Source organism: Alphaproteobacteria bacterium (assembly GCA_041396705.1).
In the GTDB taxonomy this organism is placed as follows: Bacteria; Pseudomonadota; Alphaproteobacteria; order CALKHQ01; family CALKHQ01; genus CALKHQ01.
Map to the genome: position 1 here is coordinate 147,003 of JAWKYB010000008.1, position 25,142 is coordinate 172,144.

Sequence of the window (25,142 nt, forward strand, 5' to 3'; positions counted from 1 at the left end):
ACCAAGGGGAGGAGACACAGATGACGACGCAACAGACCATCGCCGCCCGGCGGTCGCCGCGCCCGGCCGCGGCACGCGGGCCTTATGACGGCAGTTTCGACATGGTGGTGGTCGGCGGCGGGGCGGGTGGCCTCGCCTCCGCCCTGTTCAGCGCGTGGCAGGGCAACAGGGTGCTTCTGCTCGAGAAGGCGCCGGTGCTGGGCGGCACCACGAAGAAGGCCGCCTTCTGGTACTGGGTGCCGAACAACGAGGCGATGCGGGCCGCCGGCACCGCCGACCCGCGCGCGGACTGTCTGCGCTACATGGCGCGGCTGTCGCGGCCGGAGGTCTACAACCCCGAGGACCCGCATCTTGGCGTGACGCCGTGGGAATACGCTCAATATGAGGCCATCTACGACAACGCCTCGGTCGCGACCGAACTGCTGGCGTCGAAGGGCGCACTGGAGTACCGCCACTGCGCCGCCGTTCCGGACTACTGGGCCGAACTGCCCGAGGACAAGGCGCCGACCGGCCGCGTGCTGTTGCCGAAAGGCGCGCGGGAATCCATGTCCGACGGCGGCGAGGTCGCGATCCGCACCATGTCCGCAGCGGCGGAGGCGGCTGGCGTCGACATCCGCACCGGTCATCGGGTCCAGCGGCTGATCGTCAATTCCGCCGGCGCGGTTGTCGGTCTGGAGGCGGAGACCGGCGACGGCCGTGCCTGGCGCTTCGGTGCACGCAAGGCGGTGATCTTCGCCAGCGGCGGCTTCACCCACGACGAGGAGCTGCGCAAGAACTACCTCAGCGCACCGGTGCTGGGCGGCTGCGCGGCGACCACCAACGAAGGCGACCTGGTCTACATCGCCGGCGCGGTCGGCGCCGCGATGCGGAACATGAACTACGCCTGGATGTGCCCGATCGTCCTGGAAAAGGCCCTGGCGCACGACCCCGGCCTGATCGGCACCTTCTCGCCGTCCGGCGATTCGATGATCTACGTCAGCATGGACGGCGTGCGTACCACCAACGAGAAGCTGGCCTACAACGAGTCCGCCCAGTCGTTCTTCCGGTGGGACCCGACCACCAGCTCCTATCCCAACCTGGTCCAGGTCGCGATCTGGGACCAGCGGTCACAGGATCACTGCGCCTCGGACGAGTACGGCCGGTTCATCGTGCCGGCAGGCACCGACGACCGCCATGTGATCAAGGGCGACACGCTCGACGCCCTGGCCGGGGCGATCGGCGAGCGGCTGGGCCGGTACAAGGCCCGTACCGGCGGGCTGATGCCGTCCGCCGACTTCGCGGCGAACCTGAAGGCAACGATTGCGCGCTTCAACGAATTCGCCCGGACCGGCAAGGATCTCGACTTCCAGCGGGGCGACCGCATCGTCGAGCAGCTGTTCAACGGCCCGGTCGCCGAATCCCCCACCGCGCCGAACGCGACGATGTATCCGATCAGCGACAGCGGGCCCTACTACGCGGCCCTGCTGACCGGCGGCAACCTCGACACCAAGGGCGGCCCGAAGACGATGCCGGACGGCAGGATCGTCGACGGCAGCGACACGCCGATCCCTGGGCTCTACGGCGTCGGCAACTGCGTCGCCTCGGCCTCGGCCCGGGCCTACTGGGCCGGCGGCGCCACCCTCGGCCCGATCATCGCCTTTGCCTATCTGGCGGCCAATGCAGCGCACGCCGAACCGCCGAAGCTGCCGAACTGAGACCACATCCCGCCCGCGCCCAACGCGCATAGCCACGGCGGCCGGCCGGCTGGCCGGGCCGTCCAACCCGGAGGAGGAAAGCATGGCACTGTGCACCCAGACGATGACCGACGAGCAACGCAAGTCGGTCGCGCTCGAATATTTGAAGGCATTCGACAATGGCGGCGTCACCTCGACCGGCGGCAGCATCCTCGACCTGTTCGCCGACGACGCCCAGGTCTATTTCCCGAAGTGGGGCGTTGCCACCGGCAAAGAGCAGATCGGCAAGCTGTTCGGCGACGTCGGCGGCACGCTGAAGTCGATCAAGCACCATTTCTCGCACTTCAACTGGATCTTCTCGGGCAGCGACCTGGTCGTCGCCGAGGGCACCAGCGAGGGCGAGCACCGCGACGGAAAATGGTTGGCGGGCCAACCCGAGCACGGGGCCGGGCGCTGGTGCGACGTGTTCGAGATCCGCGACTGGAAGATCCATCGCTGCTTCATCTATCTCGACCCGGACTACGCCGGAAAGGACACCGGTCGCTATCCCTGGCTGGGGTGAAGCCCGAAACGCAGACCCGCCCGACGGCTCGTCACCGCCGGCCTCGCCGGCCGGCGGTGACGTCCGATGCGCCGGCTCAGAGCACGTATTTCAGCGCGACGAAGCCGGCGACGATCACCACGACAACCAACAGCGTGAACTCGGTCTTGTTGCGCTCGAGCAGTCCCTTCAGCGGCGGGCCGAAAAAGTAGAACACCACCGCCATGCCGAAGAAGCGCACGCCGCGGCCGACCGCGCAGACCAGCAGGAACATCGGGAAATCGTACTGCATGAAGCCGGCGGCGATGCAGACCAGCTTGAACGGAATCGGCGTCAGCGCGCCGATCAGGATGGCCAGCGCGCCGTTCCAGATGTCGCCGGCGAAATCGGCCTGCACCTCGGCGAAACCGGCCTGCAGCCCGTAGAGGTCGATCAGCCAGACGCCGAGCGTGTCGTAGGTCAGCAGGCCGATCAGATAGCCGATCACACCGCCGAACACCGACGTCAGCGCCGCGACCGTGGCGACCAGCCAGACCCGGGCCTTGTTGACCACCATCATCGGGATCGCGGCCGCGTCCACCGGGATCGGCAGGATCGCGCTCTCCAGTGCCGAGACGATGCCGAGCAGATACAGCGCCTTGCGCGTCTCCGCGTAGTGCATGCAGTACTCGACCGCCGCGCCGATGCGCAGGAAACGGGGCAGGGCCATGGGCTGGCGGGGTCCTTTCAGGCGCGACTCGCGGCGCAGCCCCTATATAGGCGCTTATCGAACGGCCCGCATCGCCGAGTCCGTGACGATTCCGTATCGGCGGGGATCAGAGCGCGAAGGCCAGCATCGCGTCGTAAAGGGGGCGCGCCTGCGCCGCCAGCCGGGCGGCGGCGCCGTCCAGCGCCGGCGGCGGCGCCTCGGGCGGTGCGAACCCGGTGGAGGTGAGCACCGCCCCGTACCAATGCGCGGCCCAGACCCCGTCCTCCGGCCGCGGCCCCGGCGGCCAGTGCAGCATCGCCGCGTCGAACGCGATGCCCAGCCGGCCGCACAACGCGGTCAGGCAGCCGTGTGGGTCGGCGCGCACCCGCCCGGCGTCGAGCACCGGCGGGGCCGCACCCAGCCGATCCGCGACCCGGTCGAACAGGTCCTTCTGCGCGCCGAAGCCGATGTCGGCCAGCGACGGGTTCTCGCGCTTGGCGGCATAGCTGGCGACGACATGGGCAGGGTCGCGGATCAGGAACACGTTGGCGACGCGGTCGACCCAGTCGCGCGGGAACCCGGCGATCATGTGGTGGCACATGTGCTTCTGGTAGAACACAGGCCGGCCGCCCGGCACCGGGCCCAGGCAGCGGGCGACCACCGCGTCCGGGTCGGTCTCGCCGTCGGCGATCACCGCGTCGCGCATCGGATGGTCGAGGCCGGTCGCGGCCAGATAGGCGGCATAGAACGGCTCGTCGACCACGGCGCAGTCGACGCGCGCGCCGAAGCTGCGCATCAGCGCGGTCGACAGGTTGCGCGGTCCCGACCACATCGCGATGCGCAGCGGTTCGGCCATGCGCGGCGGCCCTATTCCACCGTGACGCTCTTGGCCAGGTTGCGCGGCTGGTCGACGTCGGTGCCCTTCAGCACCGCGGTGTGATAGGCCAGCAACTGCACCGGAATGGCATAGAGGATCGGCGCGGCCAGCTGGTCGACGGCGGGCAGCGCGAAGGCCGCCGCGGCCTGGCCGGCGAGCCGGTCGACGCCCTCCTGGTCGGAGAACAGGATCACCTTGCCGCCGCGCGCGATCGTCTCCTGCACGTTCGACAGCGTCTTGTCGAACCAGGCGTCGTGCGGCGCGATCACGATCACCGGCACATGCTCGTCGATCAGCGCGATCGGGCCGTGCTTCATCTCGCCGGCGGCATAGCCCTCGGCGTGGATGTAGCTGATCTCCTTCAGCTTCAGCGCGCCCTCCATCGCGATCGGGTAGCTGACGCCGCGGCCGAGATAGAGCACGTCGCGCGCCTCGGCGACCGTGGCGGCGACCGCGCGGATCGCCTCGTCGTGGTTCAGCACCTCGGCGATGCGCGCCGGCAGCTCGGCCAGCGCGTGGGTCAGCCGCGCCTCGCCGGCCGCGTCGATCGCGCCGCGCGCCCGCGCCGCGGCCACAGCCAGCGCCGCCAGCACGGTGAGCTGGGTGGTGAAGGCCTTGGTCGAGGCGACGCCGATCTCCGGCCCGGCATAGGTCGGCAGCACCACGTCGGCCGCCCGCGCGATCGAGCTTTCCGGCACGTTGACCACCGCCATGATGTGCTGGCCGGCGTCGCGGCAATAGCGCAGCGCGGCCAGCGTGTCGGCGGTCTCGCCGGACTGCGAGACGAACAGCGCGGCGCCGCCTTCCGGCATCGGCGCCTCGCGGTAGCGGAACTCGGAGGCGATGTCGATCTCCACCGGCAGCCGGGCGATGCGTTCGAACCAGTATTTCGCCACCATGCAGGCGTAGTAGGCGGTGCCGCAGGCGCTGAGCGTCAGCTTCGGCACCGCGGCCAGGTCGAACGGCAGCGGCGGCAGCGCCACCGTCTGGCTGGCCGGGTTGACATAGGCCTGCAGCGTGTCGCCGATCACCGCCGCCTGCTCGTGGATCTCCTTCTCCATGAAATGGCGGTGGTTACCCTTGCCGATCAGCGCGCCGGACAGCGCGGTCTGGCGGACCTCGCGCACCGCGTGGCGTCCCTCGGCGTCGCGGATGTCGGCGCCGTCGGCGGTGACCACCGCCCAGTCGCCCTCGTCCAGATAGGTGATGCGGTCGGTCAGCGGCGCCAGCGCCAGCGCGTCAGAGCCGATGAACATCTCGCCGTCGCCATAGCCGATGGCAAGCGGGCTGCCGCGGCGGGCGCAGATCAGCTTTCCCTTGTGGCCGGCGAAGATCATGCCCAGCGCGAAGGCGCCCTCCACCTCCGACAGCGTCGCCTGCGTCGCCTGTTCCGGCGTCATGCCGCGGTTCAGGCAGTCGGTCAGCATCACCGCCACCACCTCGGTGTCGGTGTCGGTCTCGAAGTTGTGGCCCTGCATCCGCCGGCGCAGCGCCATGTAGTTCTCGATGATGCCGTTGTGGACCAGCGCCACCTTGTCGGTGCCGTGCGGATGGGCGTTGTTCTCGGTCGGCGCGCCGTGGGTGGCCCAGCGGGTGTGGCCGATGCCGGTGGCGCCGACCACCGGGCTGGCCTCGATCGCCGCGGCCAGGTTGTCGAGCTTGCCCGGCGCGCGGCGGCGGTCGATGTGGCCGTTGTTCAGCGTGGCGATGCCGGCGCTGTCATAGCCGCGATATTCCAGCCGGCGCAGCCCCTCGACCAGCCGCGGCGCGGCCGGCGCGGTGCCGACGATGCCGATGATGCCGCACATTTCTCAGCCCTCCTTGCCCCCACCGCTGCCCCCGGCCTGACCATGGGCCTGGCCTTGAGCCTTGCGCGCCGCCCGCTCGGCGCGGAAGCGCGGGGCGTATTGCTCGATCTCGGTCTGGCGGCCGCGCGCCACCGCCAGCGCGTCGGCGGGCACGTCGCGGGTGATGGTGCTGCCGGCGCCGACGATGGCGCCTTCGCCCACCGTCACCGGCGCGACCAGCGCGGTGTTGGAGCCGACGAAGGCGCCGCGGCCGACCACGGTGCGGTGCTTCAGATAGCCGTCGTAGTTGCAGGTGATGGTGCCGGCGCCCAGGTTGGCGTCGGCGCCGATCTCGGCGTCGCCGACATAGGACAGGTGGCTGATCTTGGCGCCCGCGCCGATCGCCGCGCTCTTCACCTCGACGAAATTGCCGATCTTGGCCTTGGCGCCCAGCGCGGCCCCGGGCCGCAGCCGGGCGAACGGCCCGACCGTGGCGCCGGCGCCGACGTGGGCGCCCTCGATGTGGCTGAAGCCCTTGATCTGCGCGCCGGCCTCGACGCTGACGCCGGGACCGAACCAGACCTGCGGCTCCACCGTCACGTCGGGCGCGAGCCGCGTGTCGAAGCTGAGATGCACGCTGGTCGGGTCGACCAGGGTGACGCCGGCCTCCATCGCCGCCGCGCGCAGCCGCGCCTGCATCGCGGCCTCGGCCCGGGCCAGCCCGGCGCGGCTGTCGACGCCCATGGTCTCGACCGCATCGGCCTCGACCACCGCGACGTGGCGGCCGTCGGCCCGCGCCACCGCGACGATGTCGGTCAGGTAGTATTCGCCCTTGGCATTGGCGTTGCCGATCGCGGCGAGGTAGCGGGCCAGCACGCGCCCGTCGATCGCCATCACGCCGGAATTGCACAGGTCGGTCGCGGCCTCGGCGCCGGACAGGTCCGCCGCCTCGACGATCCGCTCCAGGTCGCCGCCGGCGCCCAGGATCAGGCGCCCGTAACGCGCCGGGTCGGCCGGGCGGAAGCCCAGCACCACAACGGCCGGGTCGCCGGCGGCGGCGCGCGCCGCCAGCATCCGCGCCAGCGTGTCGCCGCTGATCAGCGGGGTGTCGCCGAACAGCACCATCACGGTGCCGGCGAAGCCGAACAGCTCGTCCAGCGCGGCCTTGACCGCATCGGCGGTGCCGCGCGCCTCGATCTGCACCGCGGTGCGCACCGGCGCCACCGCGTCGGTCACCGCCTGCATGCCGGGCGCCACCACCACCGCCAGCCGGGCCGGGCCGAGCGCCTGCACGGCGGCCAGCACGTGGCCGATCATCGGCCGGCCGGCGACCGGGTGCAGCACCTTGGGCTGCGCCGAGCGCATCCGCGTGCCCTTGCCGGCGGCCAGCACGACCGCTGCGAACTCCTGCGTCGATGTCAAGCTGTCATGCCCCGGGCGATTCGGCCTCGTTCCATGGCGCGGCACGCTGCCATGCGCGCCGCGCTTGACCAAAGTCAATATTTGTTACCGTGTGTTGCGCCATGCCCGCCGCCGCGCCGCCCCCGTCCAGCCGAGGTGCCATCCTGTTCGACCTGGACGGAACCCTGGTCGACACGCTGCCCGACCTGGCCGGCGCGGCCAACGCCTTCCTGGCCCAGCACGGCCGCCCGCGGCTGGCGGTGGAGCGGGTGCAGGCGATGGTCGGCGACGGGCTGCTGGCGCTGGCCGCGCGGGTGATCGCGGCCGGCGGCATCCGCCCCGCCGGACCCGAGGAAGCGGCCCGCCACGCGCTGCGCTTCCGCGCGCTCTACGAGGCCCGCGGCCACCGCGGCTCCGCGCTCTACCCCGGCGTGGCGGAGACGCTGGCGCGGCTGGCCGAGGCCGGCTTCGCGCTGGCCGTCTGCACCAACAAGACCGAGGCGATGGCGGCGCAGCTGCTCGACCAGCTCGGCATCGGCGGCCGCTTCGCCACCGTCGGCGGCAGCGACAGCTTCGGCGCGCGCAAGCCCGACCGTGCCCATGTGCAGGGCATGCTCGACCGGCTCGGCCAGCCGCCGGCGCGCGCGCTGATGGTCGGCGACAGCGCCAACGATGTGCGCGCCGCCTCCGGCGCCGGCGTGCGCTGCATCGTCGTCGCCTACGGCTACGGCCTGCAGGGCGCGCTTGCCGCCGGGCCGGAGACCGTGATCAAGGCGTTCGACGAGTTGCCGGCGCTGGCCGCCGGCCTGCTGCCGGCCTGAGCGCTACTGCGCCTGCGCCGTCTCGCCGACGAACGGCGTGAAGCCGGTCAGGTGCACGCGCACAGCGCCGTAATTGGTCTCGGTCTCGATCCGCACCGGCACGAACGGCGCGCCGGCCACCGGCTGGGCCAGGAAGATGTCGGCCACCCGCGGATCGTCGTCGACCCGGCCATAGGCGGCGCCGTCGTCGACCGTGATCCGGCACAGGATCGCCGGCCCGGAATAGGCGCCGTAGCGCGAGCCCGGCGCCTCGCCCGGCCCGCGGTCGACCGCGGTCACGGTGAAATAGGACTTGCCGTCGTACAGCACCTGGGTGCCGCCGCAGGCGTTGGCGGCGCCGACCTGCAGCAGCAGCGCGACGATGCCGCTGAGCGGATCGATCGCGGCGGCCTTGACCGCGGCCGGCACCGTGCTGGTGTCCTCCGCCGCCGGCGAGGGGTTGCCCTGCGCGTCGGCGATGACGCCGTCGGCATAGGCGATGCGCGCCCAGCGCTCGCCGTCCTCGCTCGACTTGACGAAGCCGGCCGGCACCACCGCGCCGCCGGCGGTCAGCCCGTTGGCGGAGACGTCCATGTGCCATTCGCTGAACACGGCATAGACGCCGACCAGGTCCAGCGCCGCGTCCAGCCGGTAGCTGCCGGGCGCGACCTCGATCCGCGCCTGCATCTCCACCGCGCGGGTGCCGCCGGCATAGACGTCGTAGGACAGCGCCAGGCCGTCGGCCCAGGCCGCCGCGGGCAGGAGGCAGCAGCCGATGGCGGCGGCCGGCAATCGCAGCAGGGTCATTGCGCTCAACTCGTTTCCAGTTGGGGGGTGGCGCAACAGTGCGGCGGAAATGGTGCGGAAATGTGGCGGCGTCAGCCGGCCGGCGAATCCCCGCTGTCGTCGCCGCCATCGTCCCGGCCGGGCGTGCTGCCGGACGCGCGGCCCGACGGGCCGTCGGCGGCGTCGGCGCGCCCGGTGTCGGCGCGCCCCGGGGCCTTGCGGCGGCGCAGGTTGGCACGCAGCGCCGCCGCCTGGCGCTCGCGGCGCAGCGCGGCAGCGGACTTCGGCGTCTCGGTCATCGCCGTGCCATGCCGCGCCGCCCGCGCCCGGTCAAGGCGAAAGCGCGCTGCGCCGGCGCGGGATTCGCACTAGACTTGGCCGGCAACAGCGGGAGCAGGCCATGGCCGTACAGCCGAAGCGGGTGAGCAGGCAGGAACTGGACAGGCGGATCGACCAGGCGCTGGGCCGCGCGGAGGCCGACCTGGTGATCCGCGGCGCGCGCTTCCTCAACGTCGCCACCGGCGAACTCGACCGTGGCGACATCGCCATCTGCGGCGACACCATCGTCGGCACCTATGCGGACTATCGCGGCGCGGTGGAGATCGACGGCCGCGACGCCGTGGTCGTGCCGGGGTTCATCGACACCCACGTCCACGTCGAGTCCTGCTGCATCACGCCGCTGGAGTTCGACCGCTGCGTGCTGCCGAAGGGCACCACCACCGCGATCTGCGACCCGCACGAGATCGCCAACGTGCTGGGCGAGGCGGGCCTCGGCTATTTCCTGTCGGCCAGCGAGGGGCTGGCGATGGACCTGCGGGTGCAGCTGTCAAGCTGCGTGCCGGCGACCGACCTGGAGACCTCCGGCGCCCGGCTCGACGCCGCCGACCTGCTGCGCCACCGCGACCACCCCAAGGTGATCGGGCTGGCCGAGTTCATGAACTTCCCCGGCGTGTTCGCCAAGGACGAGGCAGTGCTGGAGAAGCTCAGCGCCTTCAGCGGCGGCCACATCGACGGCCACGCCCCGCTGGTCGGCGGGCGCGAACTCAACGCCTATGCCGCCTGCGGCATCCGCAACTGCCACGAAAGCACCGGCCTGGAGGAGGGACGCGAGAAGCTGCGCAAGGGCATGCAGGTGCTGATCCGCGACGGCAGCGCGTGCAAGGACGTGGTCACCCTGACCCCGCTGATCGACCCGGTGACGGCGCCGTTCCTCGCCTTCTGCACCGACGACCGCAACCCGCTCGACATCGCCGAGGAGGGTCATGTCGACCACCTGATCCGCACCGCCATCGCCCACGGCGCCGACCCGGCCGCGGTCTATCGCGCCGCCTCGTGGTCGGCCGCGCGCGGCTTCGGGCTCGCCGACCGCGGGCTGATCGCGCCGGGCTGGCGCGCCGACCTGGTGCTGCTCGACGACCTGCACGCCTGCGCCGTGCGCCAGGTGATCCGCGCCGGCACGCCGGTGACGCCGGCGCTGTTCGACGGCCGGCCGGCGCCGGCCGCCGTCGGCCGCCGCTCGATCAGGCTCGACCCGGTGACGCCCGCGGTGTTCGCCACGCCGGCCGCGGCGACCGGCAGCGGCACACATGGCAGCGGCGGCACCGTGCCGGTGATCGGCATCGTCCCCGGCCAGGTGGTGACCGAGCACCGCCGGCTGGAGCTGCCGGCCTTCGGCGGCCTGCGCCGCGCCGATCCGGCCCGCGACATCCTGCATGTCTGCGTGCTGTCGCGGCACGGCCACAACCGCAACGTCGGCCGCGGCTTCGTCCAGGGCATGGGCCTGGCCCGCGGCGCGCTGGCCAGCTCGGTCGGCCACGACAGCCACAACGTCATCGTCGTCGGCGCCGACCCCGCCGAGATGGCCCGCGCCGTCAACCGCCTGATCGAGATCGAGGGCGGCTTCGTCGCCGTCGCCGGCGACGGCGTGGTCGGCGAGGTGCCGCTGCCGGTCGCCGGCCTGATGTCCGACCGCCCGTTCGAGGAGGTCGCCGACGGCCTGCGCCGGCTGCGCGCCGCGGTGAAGGCCCTCGGCTGCCCGCTGGCCGAGCCGTTCCTGCAGATGGCCTTCCTGCCGCTGGCGGTGATCCCGCACCTGAAGATCACCGACCGCGGGCTGGTGGACGTGGATCGGTTCGAGCTGGTGGCGGCTTGAGGGGAAGAATCCGAAGGCGCTCAGCACAGTTCCCTCAGCGCGCCGGCGATGATGTCCTGCAAGCCTCGGTAGTCCTGTCGCTCGAAGCGCGCGACGGAGGCCTCGAACCAGACAGCGATCCGGCGTATCGCAAGGACGTAGCCGTTCCGCTGCGCCCACAGTTTCAGGAACAGACGCAGAGTGCGGCCATTTCCATCGCGGAAGGGATGAAGCGCGTTGATCTCGCCGGCGTGACCGCGGCCCTGACGGCGAAGGGCCCCTATCGGTCAGGGTCTCGTTCGCGGGGACGCTTTCGGTTCCGCTCAAGGTTGACCGCCCGGCAAAATAACTGGCACCGCACCGATGTAGAGAGGCAGTGGCCCGGCGTACAATCCAGTGATGAAATGCCCATCGAGATGAGGCGACACTCGGTATGCGGCATAGGTATCAGGCTCGAAGCGAGCCAGGTGGGTCGTGCAGGTCGGCAAGTCCTGAGGACATCCCCGGGCAGTACGGATCGGTCACTCCGCCGCGGCACTCGGGCGAAGGCCGCGCAGCTCATGGCCCACACCCGCTGATCCGCTCCTCGGGCGACAGCGCCTCTCCGTCGAGCGCCGCAAAGAAAGACCTCTCGTCCTCGGTCAGGCACAGGCCCTCGATGAGGTTCGCCTCAGCCTCCGCATCGGCCTCGCTCAGCGGCACATGTTCCTTGCGATCCATGGGCGAGAGATTGATCATCCGGCCTTTCTCACACCGGCCGTCGCAGAGGCCGAACACGCATGATCAGCAAATGCGGAGCCGGTTGATATGTCCCAGAATTCACGGGCATCGTTTGAAGGCGGTAATTCGCCGCGAATTCATGCGCACGACCGCCTTGAAGGAAGCCGGAAGGTCTCCGTGAAATGAGGCGTCTTCTGTCAGTTGGATGAATTCCACGAGGCGTTGGTAAACCGCCTGAGCCCATGAACATTCGCCAGCTACAAGAAGACGGCCGTCTAAGCCCAGAGATGATTTCTCTCATCGACTCTGCGTTGCTACAGCAGCGAATCCCTGTGGTAAAGTGCAAAATTTTGATGTCCTTTCGATCTCCAACTGACTTCGATATTGCTTGTTCCAGGCGTGTTTCAACGGTATCGAACATTTTGGCGTGAAAAGCTTGCCATCGGAAATCCCCCAATTTGAGCAGTTCTGTGGCATTACAGGCAAGACGAAGACTCGGCGCCACCACCAACGGACAGATCATAATACGTGAATAACTTGTGTCAAACTGGAACTTTCCCTGAAGACCTCATCCGCTCGATTCTATGAAATTTTGTGCTTCCGCGATCATATACAACTGATGATCAAGATTTTCCATTCCTTTGGATTATCGTCCTCAATGAATTGGCAATTAAGCGGGATTTCAGCCGTTGATGACTATCACTCTGCGCGGCAGGGACGCAAAGTAACGCTATGGCAGTTTCAACGTGCGTGGACCGTGACTGCATCGACGTCCTGATTTTCGACGCCGCGAGGGGCTCAACCTAAATGGTTGGTGACGCCTGCGGCGTCTCGACCGAATTGAACTGTCAACAGAAATAGCAAGAATCGAATGCGCTTTCGTCATTCCTAACGGCGAACCCTGCGGATGGGCGCATATTGGCTATCTCTGGACCGACAATTGGGATGACTGGTTCGAGTTCAGCACATATACGTGCTACCTATTTCGATACAGAAGGCGTGCCGATCTCGGCGGTGTGAAAATCGGTAATTTGTGATGAGGGACAACGCGAAATTACACAAATTTGGACATCTCGACAACCGCTCTCTCTTCGGTCAGGACGCCATTATTACGAAGGATCGACACTCGTTCAGAAACTGGTCAGGCCTTCCGCTTTCATTAAGATCTGGTTGCCTCCGAGTACCTCTCGGGCACCGAGGACCGGCACCTCGCTGATGAGCCGCGAACGATGCGGCCGCCCGTATCGTCGCCGGCGGTGCACGCCTGAGCGGACTCGCATTTCGGTACGTGGGCTGCACAGTTCTCCATCAGCCAACCCAAGAATGCCACGGACCACCCCCCGCAACGCCTTCCCCGCAAAATTCCGCAATTCCGGGGACACTATGGGCAACTCACTTGCTTCCCGCCGCCAGATTACGGGGCCACTGCACTTTTCTTGGGTCAGCCCGGATCGGCTGCACACCGCACAGCGGCGCCGGCGCAGCACGCACTTGCGACCCCGGCACCCGCAGTCGCGTCCGGCTGACCTCCCCTCGCCCGGCCATCGACCGTCTTTCCGCATGAACCGATCGATGCGCCGGGGCGACATAGTTTTGCCATGATCCGGAACCGAAGGAGGACATCATGCTGAAGCGTCTCACCATCGCCGTCGCCGTGCTCGGCCCCGCGCTTGCCGGCGGCCCCGCCTTCGCGATCAACAGCGATCCCTGCGGCGACATCGTCTGCGACAACGACGGCACCTGCCTGGCCTGCTGGGAAGAGGGTTCGGACGACGTCGTCTGCTCCGAGAACTCCTGGCTCGAGACCAAGCTGATCTGCGACAGCGACGAATTTGCACTGCCGCTGCAGCTGACCGCGCCGACGTTGCCCGAGATCCGCCGCTTCGACCTGCGCACGATCCCGCCGCAACTGACGGCCGACGTGCCGGCACAGCCGCGGACCCCGTCGCCGAACCGCTGACGGCCGGGCGCGGCCAGGCCGGTCGAGGCCTGGCCGCGCGGCCTGCCCGGCTTGGCCCCGCCAATTGTGTGCGCGGCGTCACCGCATTGCCGCATTTCCGCCGCAACCGCTTCCCACCTGACGATCACCGGCGCAGGGGTTGCGCCGACGCAACGGGAGACGGGGCCATGCGCGCTTTGCTGGTCTTCAGCATGATCCTGTGCGCGTGCCTGGGTTCGGTGATGGCCGGCCTGTCCTACGATCCGGCGGTGGCGCCGTCGGTGAAGGCGGTCGGCGAGTAGCCGAACCGGGCCGCGCCGGCACGACGGTGCGGGATCGCCAACGCAGCGACAAGCGAGGTTAGGCCGGGGTTAATCGCCCGCGGCTAGGATTGCGGCCGGCCGCGTCGCGCCCGCCCGTCCGCTCCCGCGTGGGCGGGGGTGGGGACGGCGGGCCGCAGCCACCGCGCAGCCGCACCAGGCCGGAGCCGCACTTGGATAGCATCGACCACGCCCCGATCCGCATGGCCACGCTGGGCGACGTGCTGGCCGCCGCGCAGGACCATGCCTCGGCCCGCGACGTCGCGGTCACGCTCAACCGCATCTACTTCCTGTTCCTCGACACGGTGAAGGAGGTGCTGGGCAATTCGCGCTGGCGGGCGAAGCGCGCGGTGGTGCACGCCGCCACCGCGGCGGTGGCGCGCGAAGTGCTGCCGCCGCAGGACCTGTGCGTCCATCTCAGCGACGACCAGTATCTGCTGATCTTCAGCGACGGCCGGGTCGAGGACCTGGCCGGGCGCTGCAAGCGGCTGGTCGACACGCTGGAGAAGCGGCTGTTCGGCGAGAAGGGCCAGGGCCGGGTGCAGCTGCGCACCGCCACCGAGGTGTTCGCCGAGCGCGTGGTCGACGACCGCAGCGTCGACCCCGACCTGGCCGGCGCGGCCGACGAGCTGGTCTGGGACGACGAGATCGAGACCACGGCCCCGCCGGTGCAGGGCGGCTCGATGTTCTCCGACGTCGCGCGGGCGGCGCGGCGCACCAACCTGCTGGAGATGCTGGGCGACGCCGAGGACGAGTCCGTCGTCTACGACTACCTGCCGGTGTGTCACGTCCGCGAGGGCCGCATCGCCAGCTATGTCTGCCGGCCGCGACGCGGCGTCGGCATGCTGGGCGAGACCGGCTACGACGTGCTGGGGCCGGCGCCGGAAACGCCGGCGATCAACCGGCTTGACAGCCACGCGATCGAGGAATGCCTGTTCGCGCTGAAGAAGGTCTGCGACGGCGGCGGCCGGGTCAACATCATGACCTCGGTCCATTTCGAGACGCTGGCCGGCCGCGCCAGCCGGGCCGAGCTGAAGGCCTTCCTGGCGGCGGTGCCGCGCCGGTTCGCCCGGCTGCTGACGCTGCACCTGGACGCGTTCCCCGACGGCATCCCCGAAGGCCGGCTGGCCGAGATCACCGGCGGGCTGACCCAGTGGGTGCGCGGGCTCGCCGCCTCGATCCCGATGGCGGAATGCCCGACGCTGCAGACGCTGGTCCGGCGGGCGGAGCTGTTCGCCGCCGCCGGCATCGGCATCGTCAGCCTCGACTTCGCCGACGCCGACATGGACGCGGGCAGCGTCGGCCGCGCCGCGAAGCTGGGCGAGGCGATGGCCCGGCGCAGCGTGGCGGTGGCGGCGGTCAACGTCGGCTCGCGCGTCGCCCTGCGCCAGCTGGCCGCCGGCGGGCTGGCCTATCTCGGCGGCCTGGCCGTCGGCGCACCGCAGAACCGGCCCGACGCGCCGCGTCCGTTCCGGCCGTAGCCGCGCGCCGCACGCCGCACGCCGTACTGTGGCCGGAGCGCGGGTCCACAGCGACCGATGCACCGCCGTGAGCCGTATCACAGTAAAACCCGATAGTGACCGTCGTCACGATTTTCGATAGCCGAATTTGTTTCTTCCTGATCCCAAATTCTTCCCGGCGCGTAACCGTATCGTCTGTCGAGATCGGCGGCCGTTGTTGCGCAGCCTCGAATATTCGCCGCTGCCGCCCTTGCTCGACCGGCCATCGGCGCGGGTTCGGCCCGCGGCGGTGAACGGGCCGCGCATGGCCGCGCGACCGACCCACAGCTGGAAAGGAATTGACCGATGGAAGCGCAGAATTTCTCGCTGGCCTCCCTGCTGGCCTTCAACGGCAGCGACGGTCCCGTCCGGGCCGGTTCGGGCGACGACCAAGACAAGAAGCCGACGCCGGGGCAGCGCACGCTCGAAGGCTTCGTGCTGCAGGTCTATCTGGGGCTGCTGGCCGGTGCACGTGTGGTCGAGGCGGCCACGATCAGGGAGTTCACCGGCAACAACCTGCCGGCATTGGTGTTCGTCATCACCGATCGAACCGGCAACACCTACATCTACAATCCGGACGACGGCAGTGTCCTGACTCCGGGGGGCACCCTGGACGGGCCCACCGCCTTCTTCCTGCCCAACGGCGGGTTGCTGCTGGCACCCGGCCTGGCGCGCGGCCCGTTTCCGCAGCAGCCGCGCTGACCGCGCGGGCGCGGGCGAACCCCGCCGGCCGCCATCCGGCATCGGGCGGCGGCCGGATGTCCCGGTGCCGCGCGATGTCGCCGCGCCGTACTTGACGCGGCTCGCCGGGAGTGGTGAACGTCTGTGGCCGGCGAGAGCGAAGCGCCGGCGACCGGAGGAAAGCCACGATGCCCGACGACAGCACGCCGAATTCCAAGAGGCCGGCCAACGAGCGCGTCCGCTATGACCGCGACTTCACCAGCACCCGCGCGCGCGACGGCGGGCTGCGGTCGACCGAATGGTTCGGCAAGCTGGACAAGGACGGCTTCACCCACCGGTCGTGGATGAAGAACCAGGGGCTGCCGAACCACCTGTTCGACGGCCGGCCGGTGATCGGCATCTGCAACACCTGGTCCGAGACCAATCCCTGCAACGCCCATTTCCGCCAGCTGGCCGACCGGGTGAAGCGCGGCATCTTCGAGGCCGGCGGCTTCCCGCTGGAATTCCCGGTCACCTCGACCGGCGAGATCATGATGCGGCCGACGGCGATGCTGTTCCGCAACCTGGCCGCGATGGATGCCGAGGAATCGATCCGCGCCAACCCGATCGACGGGGTGGTGCTGCTGGTCGGCTGCGACAAGACCACGCCGGCGCTGCTGATGGGCGCGGCCAGCTGCGACCTGCCGACCATCGCGCTGTCGGGCGGGCCGATGCTGAACGGCTATTACCGCAACGAGCGGGTCGGCTCCGGCACCAGCGTGTGGAAATACGACGCGATGGTGAAGGCCGGCCAGATGAGCGTGGCCGAGTTCATGGAGGCCGAGAGCGCGATGTCGCGCAGCCACGGCCACTGCATGACCATGGGCACCGCCTCGACGATGGCCTCGATGGTCGAGGCGCTGGGCATCGGCCTGCCGACCAACGCGGCCATTCCCGCCGCCGACAGCCGGCGCTATGTGCTCGCCCACATGGTCGGGCGGCGGATCGTCGAGATGGTGCGCGACGACGTGCGCATCTCGCAGATCCTGACCCGCAAGGCGTTCGAGAACGCGATCCGCACCAACGGCGGCATCGGCGGCTCGACCAACGCCGTGATCCATCTGCTCGCCATCGCCGGCCGCGTCGGCGTCGACCTGACGCTGGACGACTGGGACCGGCTCGGCCACGACGTGCCCTGCATGGTCAACCTGATGCCGTCGGGCGACTATCTGATGGAGGATTTCTACTATGCCGGCGGCCTGCCGGTGGTGCTGAAGGCGCTCAGCGACCGCGGCCTGCTGCACGACGACGCGCTGACGGTCAACGGCCTGACCATGGGCGAGAACATCGCCGACGCCCACAACTGGAACCCGGACGTGATCAAGCCGTTCGACGCGCCGCTGATGCCGAATGCCGGCATCGCCGTGCTGCGCGGCAACCTCGCCCCCAACGGCGCGGTGATCAAGCCGTCGGCGGCGACGCCGGCGCTGATGACCCACACCGGCCGCGCCGTGGTGTTCGAGGACATCGACGACTACAAGGCGCGGGTCGACGATCCGGACCTGGATATCGACCCGACCTGCGTGATGGTGCTGAAGAACTGCGGGCCGAAGGGCTATCCCGGCATGGCCGAGGTCGGCAACATGCGGCTGCCGGAGAAGGTGCTGAAGCAGGGCGTCACCGACATGGTCCGCGTCTCCGACGCCCGCATGTCCGGCACCGCCTATGGCACCGTGGTGCTGCATACGGCGCCGGAAGCCGCGGTCGGCGGCCCGCTGGCGCTGGTGCGCAACGGCGACATGGTCACGCTGGACGTGCCGAACCGCACCCTGAGCCTGGGCGTCTCGGACGAGGAGCTGGCCCGCCGCAAGGCCGCCTGGACCAAGCCCGACATCGACTGGCCGCGCGGCTATCACAAGCTCTATGTCGACCACGTGCTGCAGGCCGACCGCGGCGCCGACCTCGACTTCCTGGTCGGCAGGTCCGGCGCCCCGACCCCGCGCGAAAGCCACTGAGGTGCAATGGGGCTGGCCGGGGGGCGCGCGACAGCGCGCCCGCCGTCAGCCGGCCGCCTGCGCCTGGTCCGCGGTCCTGGCCGTCTCCGGCGTGCCGGTGACGATCAGTTCGAGCACCTCGTGCTCGGTGGTGCTGGCGATATAGCGATCGCCGACATTCTCGCCGCGCTTCAGCACCATCACCCGGTCGCCGACCTCGAAGATGTCGGTCAGGCGGTGCGAGATGATGATCTGCGCCACGCCGTGCTTCTTCAGCTCGACCATCGTCTCCAGCAGGCGCTGCGTCGCCATCACCGACAGATTCGCCGTCGGCTCGTCCAGGATGATGACCTTGGGGTCGAACGAGATCGCCCGCGCGATGGCCACAGACTGCTGTCGGCCGCCGGACAGGCTCTCGACCTTCTGGTAGACCGAGTTGACGTCGACCTTCAGCCGCTGCAGCACGTCGGTCGCCTCGCGGTACATCCGCTTGCGGTCGATGAACATGCCGCGGCGCGGCCAGCGGCCGAGAAAGATGTTCTGGCCGACGTCCAGGTTCCCGCACAGCGCGAAGTCCTGGTAGATCATCTCGATACCGAGCTCGCGGCTTTCGTGCGGGCTGCGGAAGTGCGTGGCCGCCTCGCCGACCAGGACTTCGCCGGAGTCGCGATGATAGGCCCCGGTCAGGATCTTCATCAGCGTCGACTTGCCCGCCGAGTTGTCGCCCACCAGGCCCAGGATCTCGCCAGGCCTCAGCACCAGGTCGACGTCGACCAGCGCGTTGACCGCGCCGAACGACTTGTGGATTCCGCGCATCTCGACGATGGGCTTCGGCCGCGTCGCTGTCTCAATCATGGCTGATCTTCCTTACGGCAGGCCGCCGCGGCACGATTCTCGCCCACAGCAGGCCAAGCACGTTGGCCTGGCGGATCCAGATGTCGATGAGCACGGCCACGATCAGGATCCCGCCGATGAACGTGTTCACCCAGTGTTGCGGCAGCGAATAGGACTGGCCGTCGGCAGTGACGATGTTGAGTTGCAGCAGGGCGCGGATCAGCGTGATTACCGCTGCGCCGGCCAGCGTTCCGATGATGGTGCCGAAGCCGCCGAAGATCGACCCGCCGCCGATGATGACCGCAGCGATCGCGTCAAGCTCGCGGAACTGTCCGGCGACCGGGTTGAAACTGCGGAAGTAGGCGACGTTGATCACGCCGGCGATGGCCGCGCCGAACGCGCACATCAGCAGTGCGGTGACGCGGATCCGGCGGGTGTTGATGCCGGCATAGTCGGCCGCGCGGCGGTTGCCGCCGGTGGCATAGATCTTCTGGCCGAACGGGGTCTGCGCCAGCACCACGCCCGCGACGATGGCCAGCAGCAGCATCAGGATCGACTGGATGCTGACCACGTCGGCGATGTCGCCGAGCAGCCCGTCCGGGCGCGGGATTTCCAGATACGCCAGTATGTCGCCGACCTTGCGGCCGATCAGGTTGAACGGCTCCGCCCAGCCGGTCAGCTGCTGGCCCGCCACGATCCACGAGGCGACCCCGCGTGCGATGTAGAACATGCCCAGCGTCGCGATGAAGGCCGGCAGGCCGAAGCCGACGGCGACGACCGCGTTGATCGCGCCGGCGGCCAGGCCGGCCAGGATGCCGATCAGCATGGCCGAGCCGGGGTCGAGCCCCAGCACCTTCAGGCTGTAGGCCGCGGCACTGCCGGACAACGCCAGGACCGCGCCGACCGACAGGTCGATGTCGCCGCAGGCGATCACATAGGTCAGCCCCAGCGAGAGGATCGCCAGTTCGGTGTAGTTGAGCAGGATGGCGAAGCTGTTGGGCAGGCCGGCCCAGTAGTCCGGGCGCAGGCTGAAGCCGACGATCCACAGCACGACCACCAGGATGATCGCCAGCGCGTCGCGCCGGACCAGGAAGCGGCCGATGCCGCGGGCGGAAATCGAGCGGTCGGCGGTGACGCTGCCCTTGGTCTGCGCGCCCTCCGACGCGACGCCGCCGATCTCCGGCACCCGGGGCGGCGGCCGGCGGAGCAGCCAGGCCACGATGCGCTGCGGCACCTTGCGGCGGATGACATAGGGCTCGATCAGCACGGCCAGCACCAGCAGCGCGCCGATGAAGGCGGGTATCGCGCCGGCAGGCAGGGTCGACGTCGCCTGGACCTGGACAAGCTCGCCGTTGACCTCGACCTCGCGGGTGATCGGCACGCCCTCGCGCAGCACCTTGTGCAGCAGCGCCGCCAGCATCGCGCCGAGGTAGCTGCCGAGCACGCGCCCGCGGCCGCCGAGGATCGAGGCGCCGCCGATCACCACCGAGGCGATCACGATCAGCTCGGTCAGCAGGCCGGCCTGCGAGGTGATGCCCTTGTCCTGCGCGACGGTCATCAGGCCGGCCAGCGTCGCGCACAGCGAGGAGATGACGTAGGCGCGGATGCGCACCCAATTGGTCGGAATGCCGGCATAGGCCGCCGCCTGCTGGTTGCCCCCGGTGGCGTATGTCTCGTAGCCCCATCGGGTCTTGGCCAGCACCAGCGCGCCGACCACAACCACGATCAGCGCGATCGCGATCTGATTGTTGAAGCCCCAGCCGTTGGTCGCGCCAAGATCGAAGAACCAGGCGTTCTCGTCCGCCGCGCCGCGATAGTAGATCGAACGCCCGCCGGTCAGGCCCAGCACGATGCCGCGGCCGATCAGCAGCATGGTCAGGGTGGCGATGAACGCCGGCACCCGCAGGAACGTGACCAGCACGCCGTTGGTCAGCCCGATCAGCGTACCCAGCGCGACGCAGATCACAACCGAGGCCACGACGCCCAGGTCGTACTGGACCGGGTTGAAGCAGATCGAGAAGACGACGCCGATGACGCCGAGCGTCGATCCGATCGACAGATCCAGGTCCTTGTTGGCAATGACGAAGGTCATGCCCACCGCCATCACGCCGAAGCGCGCGGAGTCGCGAAGCAGGGCGTGAAACGCATCCGCAGTGCCGAAAAAATCCGGGTTGAGCAGCGTGCCGCCGAGGTAGAGCAGTGCCATCAGGCACAACAGCCCGGCCTCCCAGCCGCCGACCAGCTGCAGCGGCTGGCGTTGGCTCGTTCGGTCAGCAACGATCGACATGGGCGGTCCTCGCATCCGCGACGCGGGCACGGCAGCGGGGCCGCGCAAGGCATGTTGCCCCGCGCGGCCCCGCAATGCCGAGCCTCAGTCCGAGATCAGTTCTCGTAGCGGCTGCCGACCGAACCGACGGTGTCGCCGGTGACCAGCTGCGCCCGGGTGTCGAGATTGGCGGCGGAGATGCCGCGATCGATCTGCAGGTAGAGCTGCATCACCGGCCAGAAGCCCTGCAGGAACGGCTGCTGGCCCAGCGCACCGGTCAGGTCGCCGGTGCGCAGCGCCTCCTGCTGTGCCGGGCCGAGGTCGAAGCCATAGGCGCAGATCTGCCCGGTCATCCCGGTCTGGGCAACGGCACTGGCCAGCGCCGGCGTGAACACGTTGTTGCCGGCGAACGCGCCGACGACGTCGCCGCGCGATTCCATCAGCGAGATGATGCTGTTGACCGGGTCGTTCATGTCGGCCGAGACGCCGACATTCTCCGGGCCGGCATCGACCTGGAAATTGCCGAGCATGTTGTTGGCCTGCAGCGCGGCAACGATCGCGTTGAAGGCCGAGGTCACGCGGTTGTTGACCTCGATATTGCCCATCGCGGTGTCGTTCGGCAGGATGATCGAGCCGCCGGTGACCCCGCGGTCGATCAGGCACTTGACCAGCGCTTCGCCTGCGATCGCGGCCGCGGACGCATCCTGGCCGGTGTGGCTGATGCCGTTGCGGTCGAAGATCGTCGGATCGTACGAGTTGGTCGTGGCGACCGGGATGCCGTTGGCATATGCGGTCCGGACGATGTCGTCGTAGGCCCCGACCTGCGGGGTCGTCATGATGATGCCGTCAATTGTCGGATCATTGACGATCTGGTTCAGGATCTCGATCTCGCGCGCCGGGTCGTCGGTCGGCGATTCCGAGCCGAGCAGCAGGATGTTGGCGCCGATCATGTTGCCCGCGACGCGTGCGCCGACGTAGACCGGATCGAAGAAGCCGTTGCCTGCCGTGTGCGTCACGATGGCGAAGGTGAGCACGCCGTCGTTCGAGTGGAAATCCCTGGTTCCCGGGGCTTCCGCGGCGGCCGCATCGAAGCTGTAGCCCCCCACCGCCTGCTCCACCGAGCCCGACTGCGCCCAGCCTGCGGTCGTGGTCGCGGCAAGCATCGCCGCCGCTGCAAACACTGTCTGTCTGCCGTTCATTGCTTCCTCCCAGTGAGCGGCTGCGCATGTTGATCCCACGCAGCACACAGCCATGGTACAAGAGGAATCATATTATGAATAGATGTTGATGTGCGCGTTCGCCGATTTCCAGTGCGACTTTTCCCGACGATTTCGACCCTCCGGCCCGGCGCCGAGCCGGCATGGCCCTGAAACATCAGACAAATCCCCGTCGCGACGCGGCGGCATCGGGCGCCATGACGCGGAACGCCCGCTCGCGCGTTGCGTTACGATGGACGGGACGAGCCGGACACGGCTTGGCATCGTGGCCAAGGCCGCTCATATGTTGCGGCAGGCGGGTCAACAGGCTTTGGGAATGAGCGTTCGATGAAAGCCGGCACGCGGCCGTCCGTTTTCCGCCGCCTCTTCGACCGCATGGTGCCGTCGAAGCGCCAGCTGGTCGGCAAGACCATCGAGACGGTGCGCTGGGCCGATCGCCGGATCCCGCGTGTTGCGCGCACGGCGCTTGGCGTGCCGCTGATCATCGGCGGCCTGCTCAGCTTCCTGCCGGTGCTGGGCCTGTGGATGCTGCCGGCCGGACTGGCGCTGGTGGCGCTGGATTTTCCCCGCTCGCGCCGGCGCCTGCTCGACTGGATCGACCGCCAGGAGGTCAAGCTGCACAACGGCGATTACGACAGCAGGAAGAAGGCGGCCTAGGCCCGCCGCATCGCTGGCTCAGCCGCGCACCGGCGCGTTGGCGTTGCAGCCCATCATGTAGCGCAGCCGCGGCGACAGGGTGGCGGCGAATTCCGCCGTCAGCGGCGTGCGCAGGTCGACGAAGGGTTTGATCCAGGCCCGGCCGTACTGGACGATCATGCCGGTGCGGGCCCGGTCTGTGCTGTTGCCGCCGTGCCGGTGCCAGGTCTGCGACAGCCAGATCGCCAGCGAGCCGGCCGGGCCTTCCAGCACCACCTCGTTGTCCAGCCCGGCCTGGCCCTTCGGTGGCTGCCGGCGGGTGTGGTTGGAGCCGCGGGCGACGTGGGTGGCGCCGTTGGCGGCATGGAAGTCGTCCAGCATCCACACCGTCTGGATCGCCAGGGTGAAGTCGGGCAGCGGCTCCGGCATCTGGCTGATCGGCGAATCGAGGTGCCAGCCGCCGCTGTCGGTGCGGGCGCCGACATTGTTGATCGACACGTCGAGCAGCACCGCGTCGCGGCCGAGCTCGGCATCGACGATGTCGAGGATCGCCGGATGCTCGATCAGCGGCGCGAAGGCGGCGTCCTTGTTGATCAGGTTGAAGACCCGTTGCGACCGGCCGCCGTCGAACACCGTCGGCAGGTGGAAGAAGCTGATGCACACCTCCTCCGGCGGCACCGGCCAGGGTGTGTCGAACTCGCGCGCACGGTCGGCACGGATGCGTCGCCGCACCCGCTCGCTCTCCGCGGCGTCGGCAACGAACGGCCCGTATTCGTTGCAGAACTTCTCGTCCCCGGGCAGGGCGGGGCCGTCGCCGGGATCGAACGGGTGTTCGCGCTCGTAGGCGAGCATCGCGTCGACCCGTGCCTTCAGGTCGGCGACCGTGGACCGGTCGAGCAGGCCCTCGACGATAACGAAACCGTCGCGGTTCAACGCTTCGCGCGCTTTGACGGCGTCGTGCGCCGCCAGATTGGCAACACCCATGTCGGCTCCTCCCGCTGCCATGCTCGGTCCGCACTGCCGATGCCGTCAAGGACCAACCGGTGCACGCTGGCACCGGCGCGCCCGCCGCTACATCTGTATTCACCGCGCAACTTGCGTAAATCGCGACGCCGGCAACGCCGAGACGAATGCTGCGGGTGCAAAGGCAGAATTGATGCGACGCAACAAAGCGGCGAGCAAATGGCCAAACGACGAGCCGAACTGCATGTTGCACTTGCGAAAGTGCGGCAGACTAAACGCGTTTAGCCGGCCCGAATCCACGCTTTCCCGGTGAAATGGTCATTGACTCATGTCCGGCAAAATTCAATTATCCGCGCCGGCAGAGACGCTGATCGAAACACCGGCGCTTGCAACGACAGGCGACGAACCGGCGGCTTCGGTCCACGGCCCGAGTGTCTAGGGAGAGACGCGACAACAAGAATTGTCCCGAACTGGGACTGACTGGATACGGCGGGGCGAGCAATCGCTTCGCCGTTTTTGCTTTGGCGGGCCGGCTTGGCACCGCCGGGCCTGGGCCTCAGCCCTTGACCGCGCCGGCGGTCAGGCCCTTGACCAGATAGCGCTGGATCAGCCCGAAGAACACGCAGGCCGGAATCAGGGCGAGCACGCCGGCGGCCATCATCTGGCCCCAGTCGACCGCGAACTTCGAGACGAAGTTCAGCAGCCCGACCGGAAATGTCATCTGGTCGTTGCTGTTGATCAGCATCAGGGCGAACAGCAGCTCGCTCCACGCCGCGATGAAAACGAAGCCGAGCGTCGCCGCCATGCCCGGCAGCGTCAGCGGCAGCACGACGCGCCGCAGCGCACCGGCGCGGGTGCAGCCGTCGATCATCGCCGCCTGCTCCAGGTCCTTCGGGATCCCCTCGAAGAACGACTGCATCAGGAAGGTGGCGAACGGCACGTTGAAGGCGGCGTAGACCACGATCAGCCCGGCCAGGCTGTCCTGCAGCCCCAGCGGCGCCAGCAGCCGGTAGATCGGCGCGATCAGCATGACCAGCGGGAACATCTGGGTCAGCAGCATCACGAAGGCGATCGCCATCTTGCCGCGGAACCGGAAGCGCGAGAAGGCATAGCCGGCGCAGGCGGCCACCACGGTGACGACGGCCGCCGTCGACAGCGAGACGACCAGCGAGTTGCGGAAGAACAGCGGGAAGTCGGACTGGGTCAGCACCCGCTCGAAATTGGCCAGCGTGGTCGCCGACGGCCACAGCGGCACGCCTTCGCTGTACATCAGCGAGTCCGGCGTCACCGCGATCTTGACCAGCCAATAGAGCGGGAACAGCGCGAACAGCACATAGCCGGCCAGCGCCGCATAATGGCCGATGCCGCGCCCCAGCGTCGCCGCCGTTCCGCCCCGCTGCACGATCATGA

The 25,142-nt window shown here is 69.0% G+C and carries 22 protein-coding genes; 9 read left to right on the forward strand and 13 right to left on the reverse strand.

The window, feature by feature from the left end:
- Positions 1 to 20: 20 nt before the first annotated feature.
- Positions 21 to 1,694 (forward strand): FAD-dependent oxidoreductase, encoded by a 1,674-nt coding sequence (locus R3F55_13135; GenBank protein ID MEZ5668356.1) that lies wholly within the window; start codon positions 21 to 23, stop codon positions 1,692 to 1,694.
- Between the two features lie 82 nt (positions 1,695 to 1,776).
- A complete protein-coding gene (locus R3F55_13140) occupies positions 1,777 to 2,235 on the forward strand; it encodes a nuclear transport factor 2 family protein (protein MEZ5668357.1) in 459 nt (152 codons plus the stop codon).
- A 76-nt stretch (positions 2,236 to 2,311) separates the two neighbouring features.
- Here the strand turns inward: R3F55_13140 and R3F55_13145 are convergent, their stop codons facing one another.
- The 4 genes from R3F55_13145 to glmU all read right to left on the reverse strand — a co-directional run bounded on the left by R3F55_13145 (position 2,312) and on the right by glmU (position 6,988).
- Positions 2,312 to 2,923, reverse strand: a complete 612-nt coding sequence (locus R3F55_13145; protein MEZ5668358.1) for a DedA family protein — start codon at positions 2,921 to 2,923, stop codon at positions 2,312 to 2,314.
- 106 nt (positions 2,924 to 3,029) lie between these two features.
- The gene (locus R3F55_13150) at positions 3,030 to 3,758 is read right to left on the reverse strand and encodes an HAD family hydrolase (protein ID MEZ5668359.1); all 729 of its coding nucleotides are present in this window, start codon (positions 3,756 to 3,758) and stop codon (positions 3,030 to 3,032) included.
- An 11-nt stretch (positions 3,759 to 3,769) separates the two neighbouring features.
- Positions 3,770 to 5,587 carry a glutamine--fructose-6-phosphate transaminase (isomerizing) gene (gene glmS, locus R3F55_13155; protein ID MEZ5668360.1) on the reverse strand — a complete coding sequence of 606 codons (1,818 nt, stop codon included), beginning with the start codon at positions 5,585 to 5,587 and terminating at the stop codon, positions 3,770 to 3,772.
- A gap of 3 nt (positions 5,588 to 5,590) precedes the next feature.
- Positions 5,591 to 6,988, reverse strand: a complete 1,398-nt coding sequence (glmU, locus tag R3F55_13160) for a bifunctional UDP-N-acetylglucosamine diphosphorylase/glucosamine-1-phosphate N-acetyltransferase GlmU (GenBank protein ID MEZ5668361.1) — start codon at positions 6,986 to 6,988, stop codon at positions 5,591 to 5,593.
- Positions 6,989 to 7,089: 101 nt separating this feature from the next.
- Here glmU and R3F55_13165 point away from each other — a divergent pair, with 101 nt between their 5' ends.
- On the forward strand, positions 7,090 to 7,788 hold the full coding sequence (locus R3F55_13165; protein ID MEZ5668362.1) for an HAD-IA family hydrolase: 699 nt from the start codon (positions 7,090 to 7,092) through the stop codon (positions 7,786 to 7,788).
- A 3-nt stretch (positions 7,789 to 7,791) separates the two neighbouring features.
- On the opposite strand, the gene R3F55_13170 is transcribed toward R3F55_13165, so the two are convergent.
- Positions 7,792 to 8,574 carry a DUF3108 domain-containing protein gene (locus R3F55_13170; GenBank protein MEZ5668363.1) on the reverse strand — a complete coding sequence of 261 codons (783 nt, stop codon included), beginning with the start codon at positions 8,572 to 8,574 and terminating at the stop codon, positions 7,792 to 7,794.
- Between the two features lie 71 nt (positions 8,575 to 8,645).
- Positions 8,646 to 8,852, reverse strand: coding sequence for a hypothetical protein (locus R3F55_13175; GenBank protein MEZ5668364.1), 207 nt, complete (start codon positions 8,850 to 8,852; stop codon positions 8,646 to 8,648).
- 101 nt (positions 8,853 to 8,953) lie between these two features.
- On the opposite strand from R3F55_13175, the gene ade reads away from it, so the two are divergent.
- A complete protein-coding gene (ade, locus tag R3F55_13180; GenBank protein MEZ5668365.1) occupies positions 8,954 to 10,705 on the forward strand; it encodes an adenine deaminase in 1,752 nt (583 codons plus the stop codon).
- A 20-nt stretch (positions 10,706 to 10,725) separates the two neighbouring features.
- On the opposite strand, the gene R3F55_13185 is transcribed toward ade, so the two are convergent.
- The gene (locus tag R3F55_13185) at positions 10,726 to 10,968 is read right to left on the reverse strand and encodes a Fic family protein (GenBank protein MEZ5668366.1); all 243 of its coding nucleotides are present in this window, start codon (positions 10,966 to 10,968) and stop codon (positions 10,726 to 10,728) included.
- Between the two features lie 274 nt (positions 10,969 to 11,242).
- Positions 11,243 to 11,422 carry a hypothetical protein gene (locus R3F55_13190; GenBank protein MEZ5668367.1) on the reverse strand — a complete coding sequence of 60 codons (180 nt, stop codon included), beginning with the start codon at positions 11,420 to 11,422 and terminating at the stop codon, positions 11,243 to 11,245.
- A gap of 1,606 nt (positions 11,423 to 13,028) precedes the next feature.
- Here R3F55_13190 and R3F55_13195 point away from each other — a divergent pair.
- The 4 genes from R3F55_13195 (at position 13,029) to araD (ending at position 17,837) form a co-directional block, all read left to right on the forward strand.
- Complete coding sequence (locus R3F55_13195; GenBank protein ID MEZ5668368.1) at positions 13,029 to 13,364, forward strand: hypothetical protein; 336 nt, start codon at positions 13,029 to 13,031, stop codon at positions 13,362 to 13,364.
- A 472-nt stretch (positions 13,365 to 13,836) separates the two neighbouring features.
- Entirely contained in the window at positions 13,837 to 15,144 is a 1,308-nt protein-coding gene (locus R3F55_13200) for a hypothetical protein (protein ID MEZ5668369.1), read from the forward strand.
- A 324-nt stretch (positions 15,145 to 15,468) separates the two neighbouring features.
- Entirely contained in the window at positions 15,469 to 15,864 is a 396-nt protein-coding gene (locus R3F55_13205; protein MEZ5668370.1) for a hypothetical protein, read from the forward strand.
- Between the two features lie 167 nt (positions 15,865 to 16,031).
- The gene (gene araD / locus R3F55_13210; protein MEZ5668371.1) at positions 16,032 to 17,837 is read left to right on the forward strand and encodes an L-arabinonate dehydratase; all 1,806 of its coding nucleotides are present in this window, start codon (positions 16,032 to 16,034) and stop codon (positions 17,835 to 17,837) included.
- Between the two features lie 45 nt (positions 17,838 to 17,882).
- On the opposite strand, the gene R3F55_13215 is transcribed toward araD, so the two are convergent.
- The 3 genes from R3F55_13215 to R3F55_13225 all read right to left on the reverse strand — a co-directional run bounded on the left by R3F55_13215 (position 17,883) and on the right by R3F55_13225 (position 22,115).
- Complete coding sequence (locus R3F55_13215) at positions 17,883 to 18,671, reverse strand: ATP-binding cassette domain-containing protein (GenBank protein ID MEZ5668372.1); 789 nt, start codon at positions 18,669 to 18,671, stop codon at positions 17,883 to 17,885.
- Positions 18,664 to 20,937 carry an ABC transporter permease gene (locus R3F55_13220; protein MEZ5668373.1) on the reverse strand — a complete coding sequence of 758 codons (2,274 nt, stop codon included), beginning with the start codon at positions 20,935 to 20,937 and terminating at the stop codon, positions 18,664 to 18,666. The genes R3F55_13215 and R3F55_13220 overlap by 8 nt, the downstream gene beginning before the upstream one ends.
- Before the next feature lie 95 nt (positions 20,938 to 21,032).
- Positions 21,033 to 22,115: a substrate-binding domain-containing protein gene (locus R3F55_13225; protein MEZ5668374.1), complete on the reverse strand. Its 1,083-nt coding sequence runs from the start codon at positions 22,113 to 22,115 to the stop codon at positions 21,033 to 21,035.
- Positions 22,116 to 22,460: 345 nt separating this feature from the next.
- Here R3F55_13225 and R3F55_13230 point away from each other — a divergent pair, with 345 nt between their 5' ends.
- A complete protein-coding gene (locus R3F55_13230; protein ID MEZ5668375.1) occupies positions 22,461 to 22,790 on the forward strand; it encodes a hypothetical protein in 330 nt (109 codons plus the stop codon).
- Positions 22,791 to 22,808: 18 nt separating this feature from the next.
- On the opposite strand, the gene R3F55_13235 is transcribed toward R3F55_13230, so the two are convergent.
- Positions 22,809 to 23,753, reverse strand: a complete 945-nt coding sequence (locus tag R3F55_13235; protein MEZ5668376.1) for a phytanoyl-CoA dioxygenase family protein — start codon at positions 23,751 to 23,753, stop codon at positions 22,809 to 22,811.
- Positions 23,754 to 24,288: 535 nt separating this feature from the next.
- Positions 24,289 to 25,140 carry a carbohydrate ABC transporter permease gene (locus R3F55_13240; protein MEZ5668377.1) on the reverse strand — a complete coding sequence of 284 codons (852 nt, stop codon included), beginning with the start codon at positions 25,138 to 25,140 and terminating at the stop codon, positions 24,289 to 24,291.
- Positions 25,141 to 25,142 lie beyond the last annotated feature (2 nt).

Bases quoted from the DNA above. Each gene is read 5' to 3' on its own strand.
- R3F55_13135 (MEZ5668356.1), top strand. From the start codon at position 21: ATGACGACGCAACAGACCATCGCCGCCCGGCGGTCGCCGCGCCCGGCC.
- R3F55_13195 (MEZ5668368.1), top strand. From the start codon at position 13,029: ATGCTGAAGCGTCTCACCATCGCCGTCGCCGTGCTCGGCCCCGCGCTT.
- R3F55_13225 (MEZ5668374.1), bottom strand. From the start codon at position 22,115: ATGAACGGCAGACAGACAGTGTTTGCAGCGGCGGCGATGCTTGCCGCG.
- R3F55_13235 (MEZ5668376.1), bottom strand. From the start codon at position 23,753: ATGGGTGTTGCCAATCTGGCGGCGCACGACGCCGTCAAAGCGCGCGAA.
- R3F55_13190 (MEZ5668367.1), bottom strand. From the start codon at position 11,422: ATGATCAATCTCTCGCCCATGGATCGCAAGGAACATGTGCCGCTGAGC.
- R3F55_13205 (MEZ5668370.1), top strand. From the start codon at position 15,469: ATGGAAGCGCAGAATTTCTCGCTGGCCTCCCTGCTGGCCTTCAACGGC.
- R3F55_13240 (MEZ5668377.1), bottom strand. From the start codon at position 25,140: ATGATCGTGCAGCGGGGCGGAACGGCGGCGACGCTGGGGCGCGGCATC.
- R3F55_13175 (MEZ5668364.1), bottom strand. From the start codon at position 8,852: ATGACCGAGACGCCGAAGTCCGCTGCCGCGCTGCGCCGCGAGCGCCAG.
- ade (MEZ5668365.1), top strand. From the start codon at position 8,954: ATGGCCGTACAGCCGAAGCGGGTGAGCAGGCAGGAACTGGACAGGCGG.
- araD (MEZ5668371.1), top strand. From the start codon at position 16,032: ATGCCCGACGACAGCACGCCGAATTCCAAGAGGCCGGCCAACGAGCGC.
- R3F55_13230 (MEZ5668375.1), top strand. From the start codon at position 22,461: ATGAAAGCCGGCACGCGGCCGTCCGTTTTCCGCCGCCTCTTCGACCGC.
- R3F55_13145 (MEZ5668358.1), bottom strand. From the start codon at position 2,923: ATGGCCCTGCCCCGTTTCCTGCGCATCGGCGCGGCGGTCGAGTACTGC.
- R3F55_13220 (MEZ5668373.1), bottom strand. From the start codon at position 20,937: ATGTCGATCGTTGCTGACCGAACGAGCCAACGCCAGCCGCTGCAGCTG.
- R3F55_13170 (MEZ5668363.1), bottom strand. From the start codon at position 8,574: ATGACCCTGCTGCGATTGCCGGCCGCCGCCATCGGCTGCTGCCTCCTG.
- R3F55_13165 (MEZ5668362.1), top strand. From the start codon at position 7,090: ATGCCCGCCGCCGCGCCGCCCCCGTCCAGCCGAGGTGCCATCCTGTTC.
- R3F55_13215 (MEZ5668372.1), bottom strand. From the start codon at position 18,671: ATGATTGAGACAGCGACGCGGCCGAAGCCCATCGTCGAGATGCGCGGA.
- R3F55_13150 (MEZ5668359.1), bottom strand. From the start codon at position 3,758: ATGGCCGAACCGCTGCGCATCGCGATGTGGTCGGGACCGCGCAACCTG.
- R3F55_13140 (MEZ5668357.1), top strand. From the start codon at position 1,777: ATGGCACTGTGCACCCAGACGATGACCGACGAGCAACGCAAGTCGGTC.
- glmS (MEZ5668360.1), bottom strand. From the start codon at position 5,587: ATGTGCGGCATCATCGGCATCGTCGGCACCGCGCCGGCCGCGCCGCGG.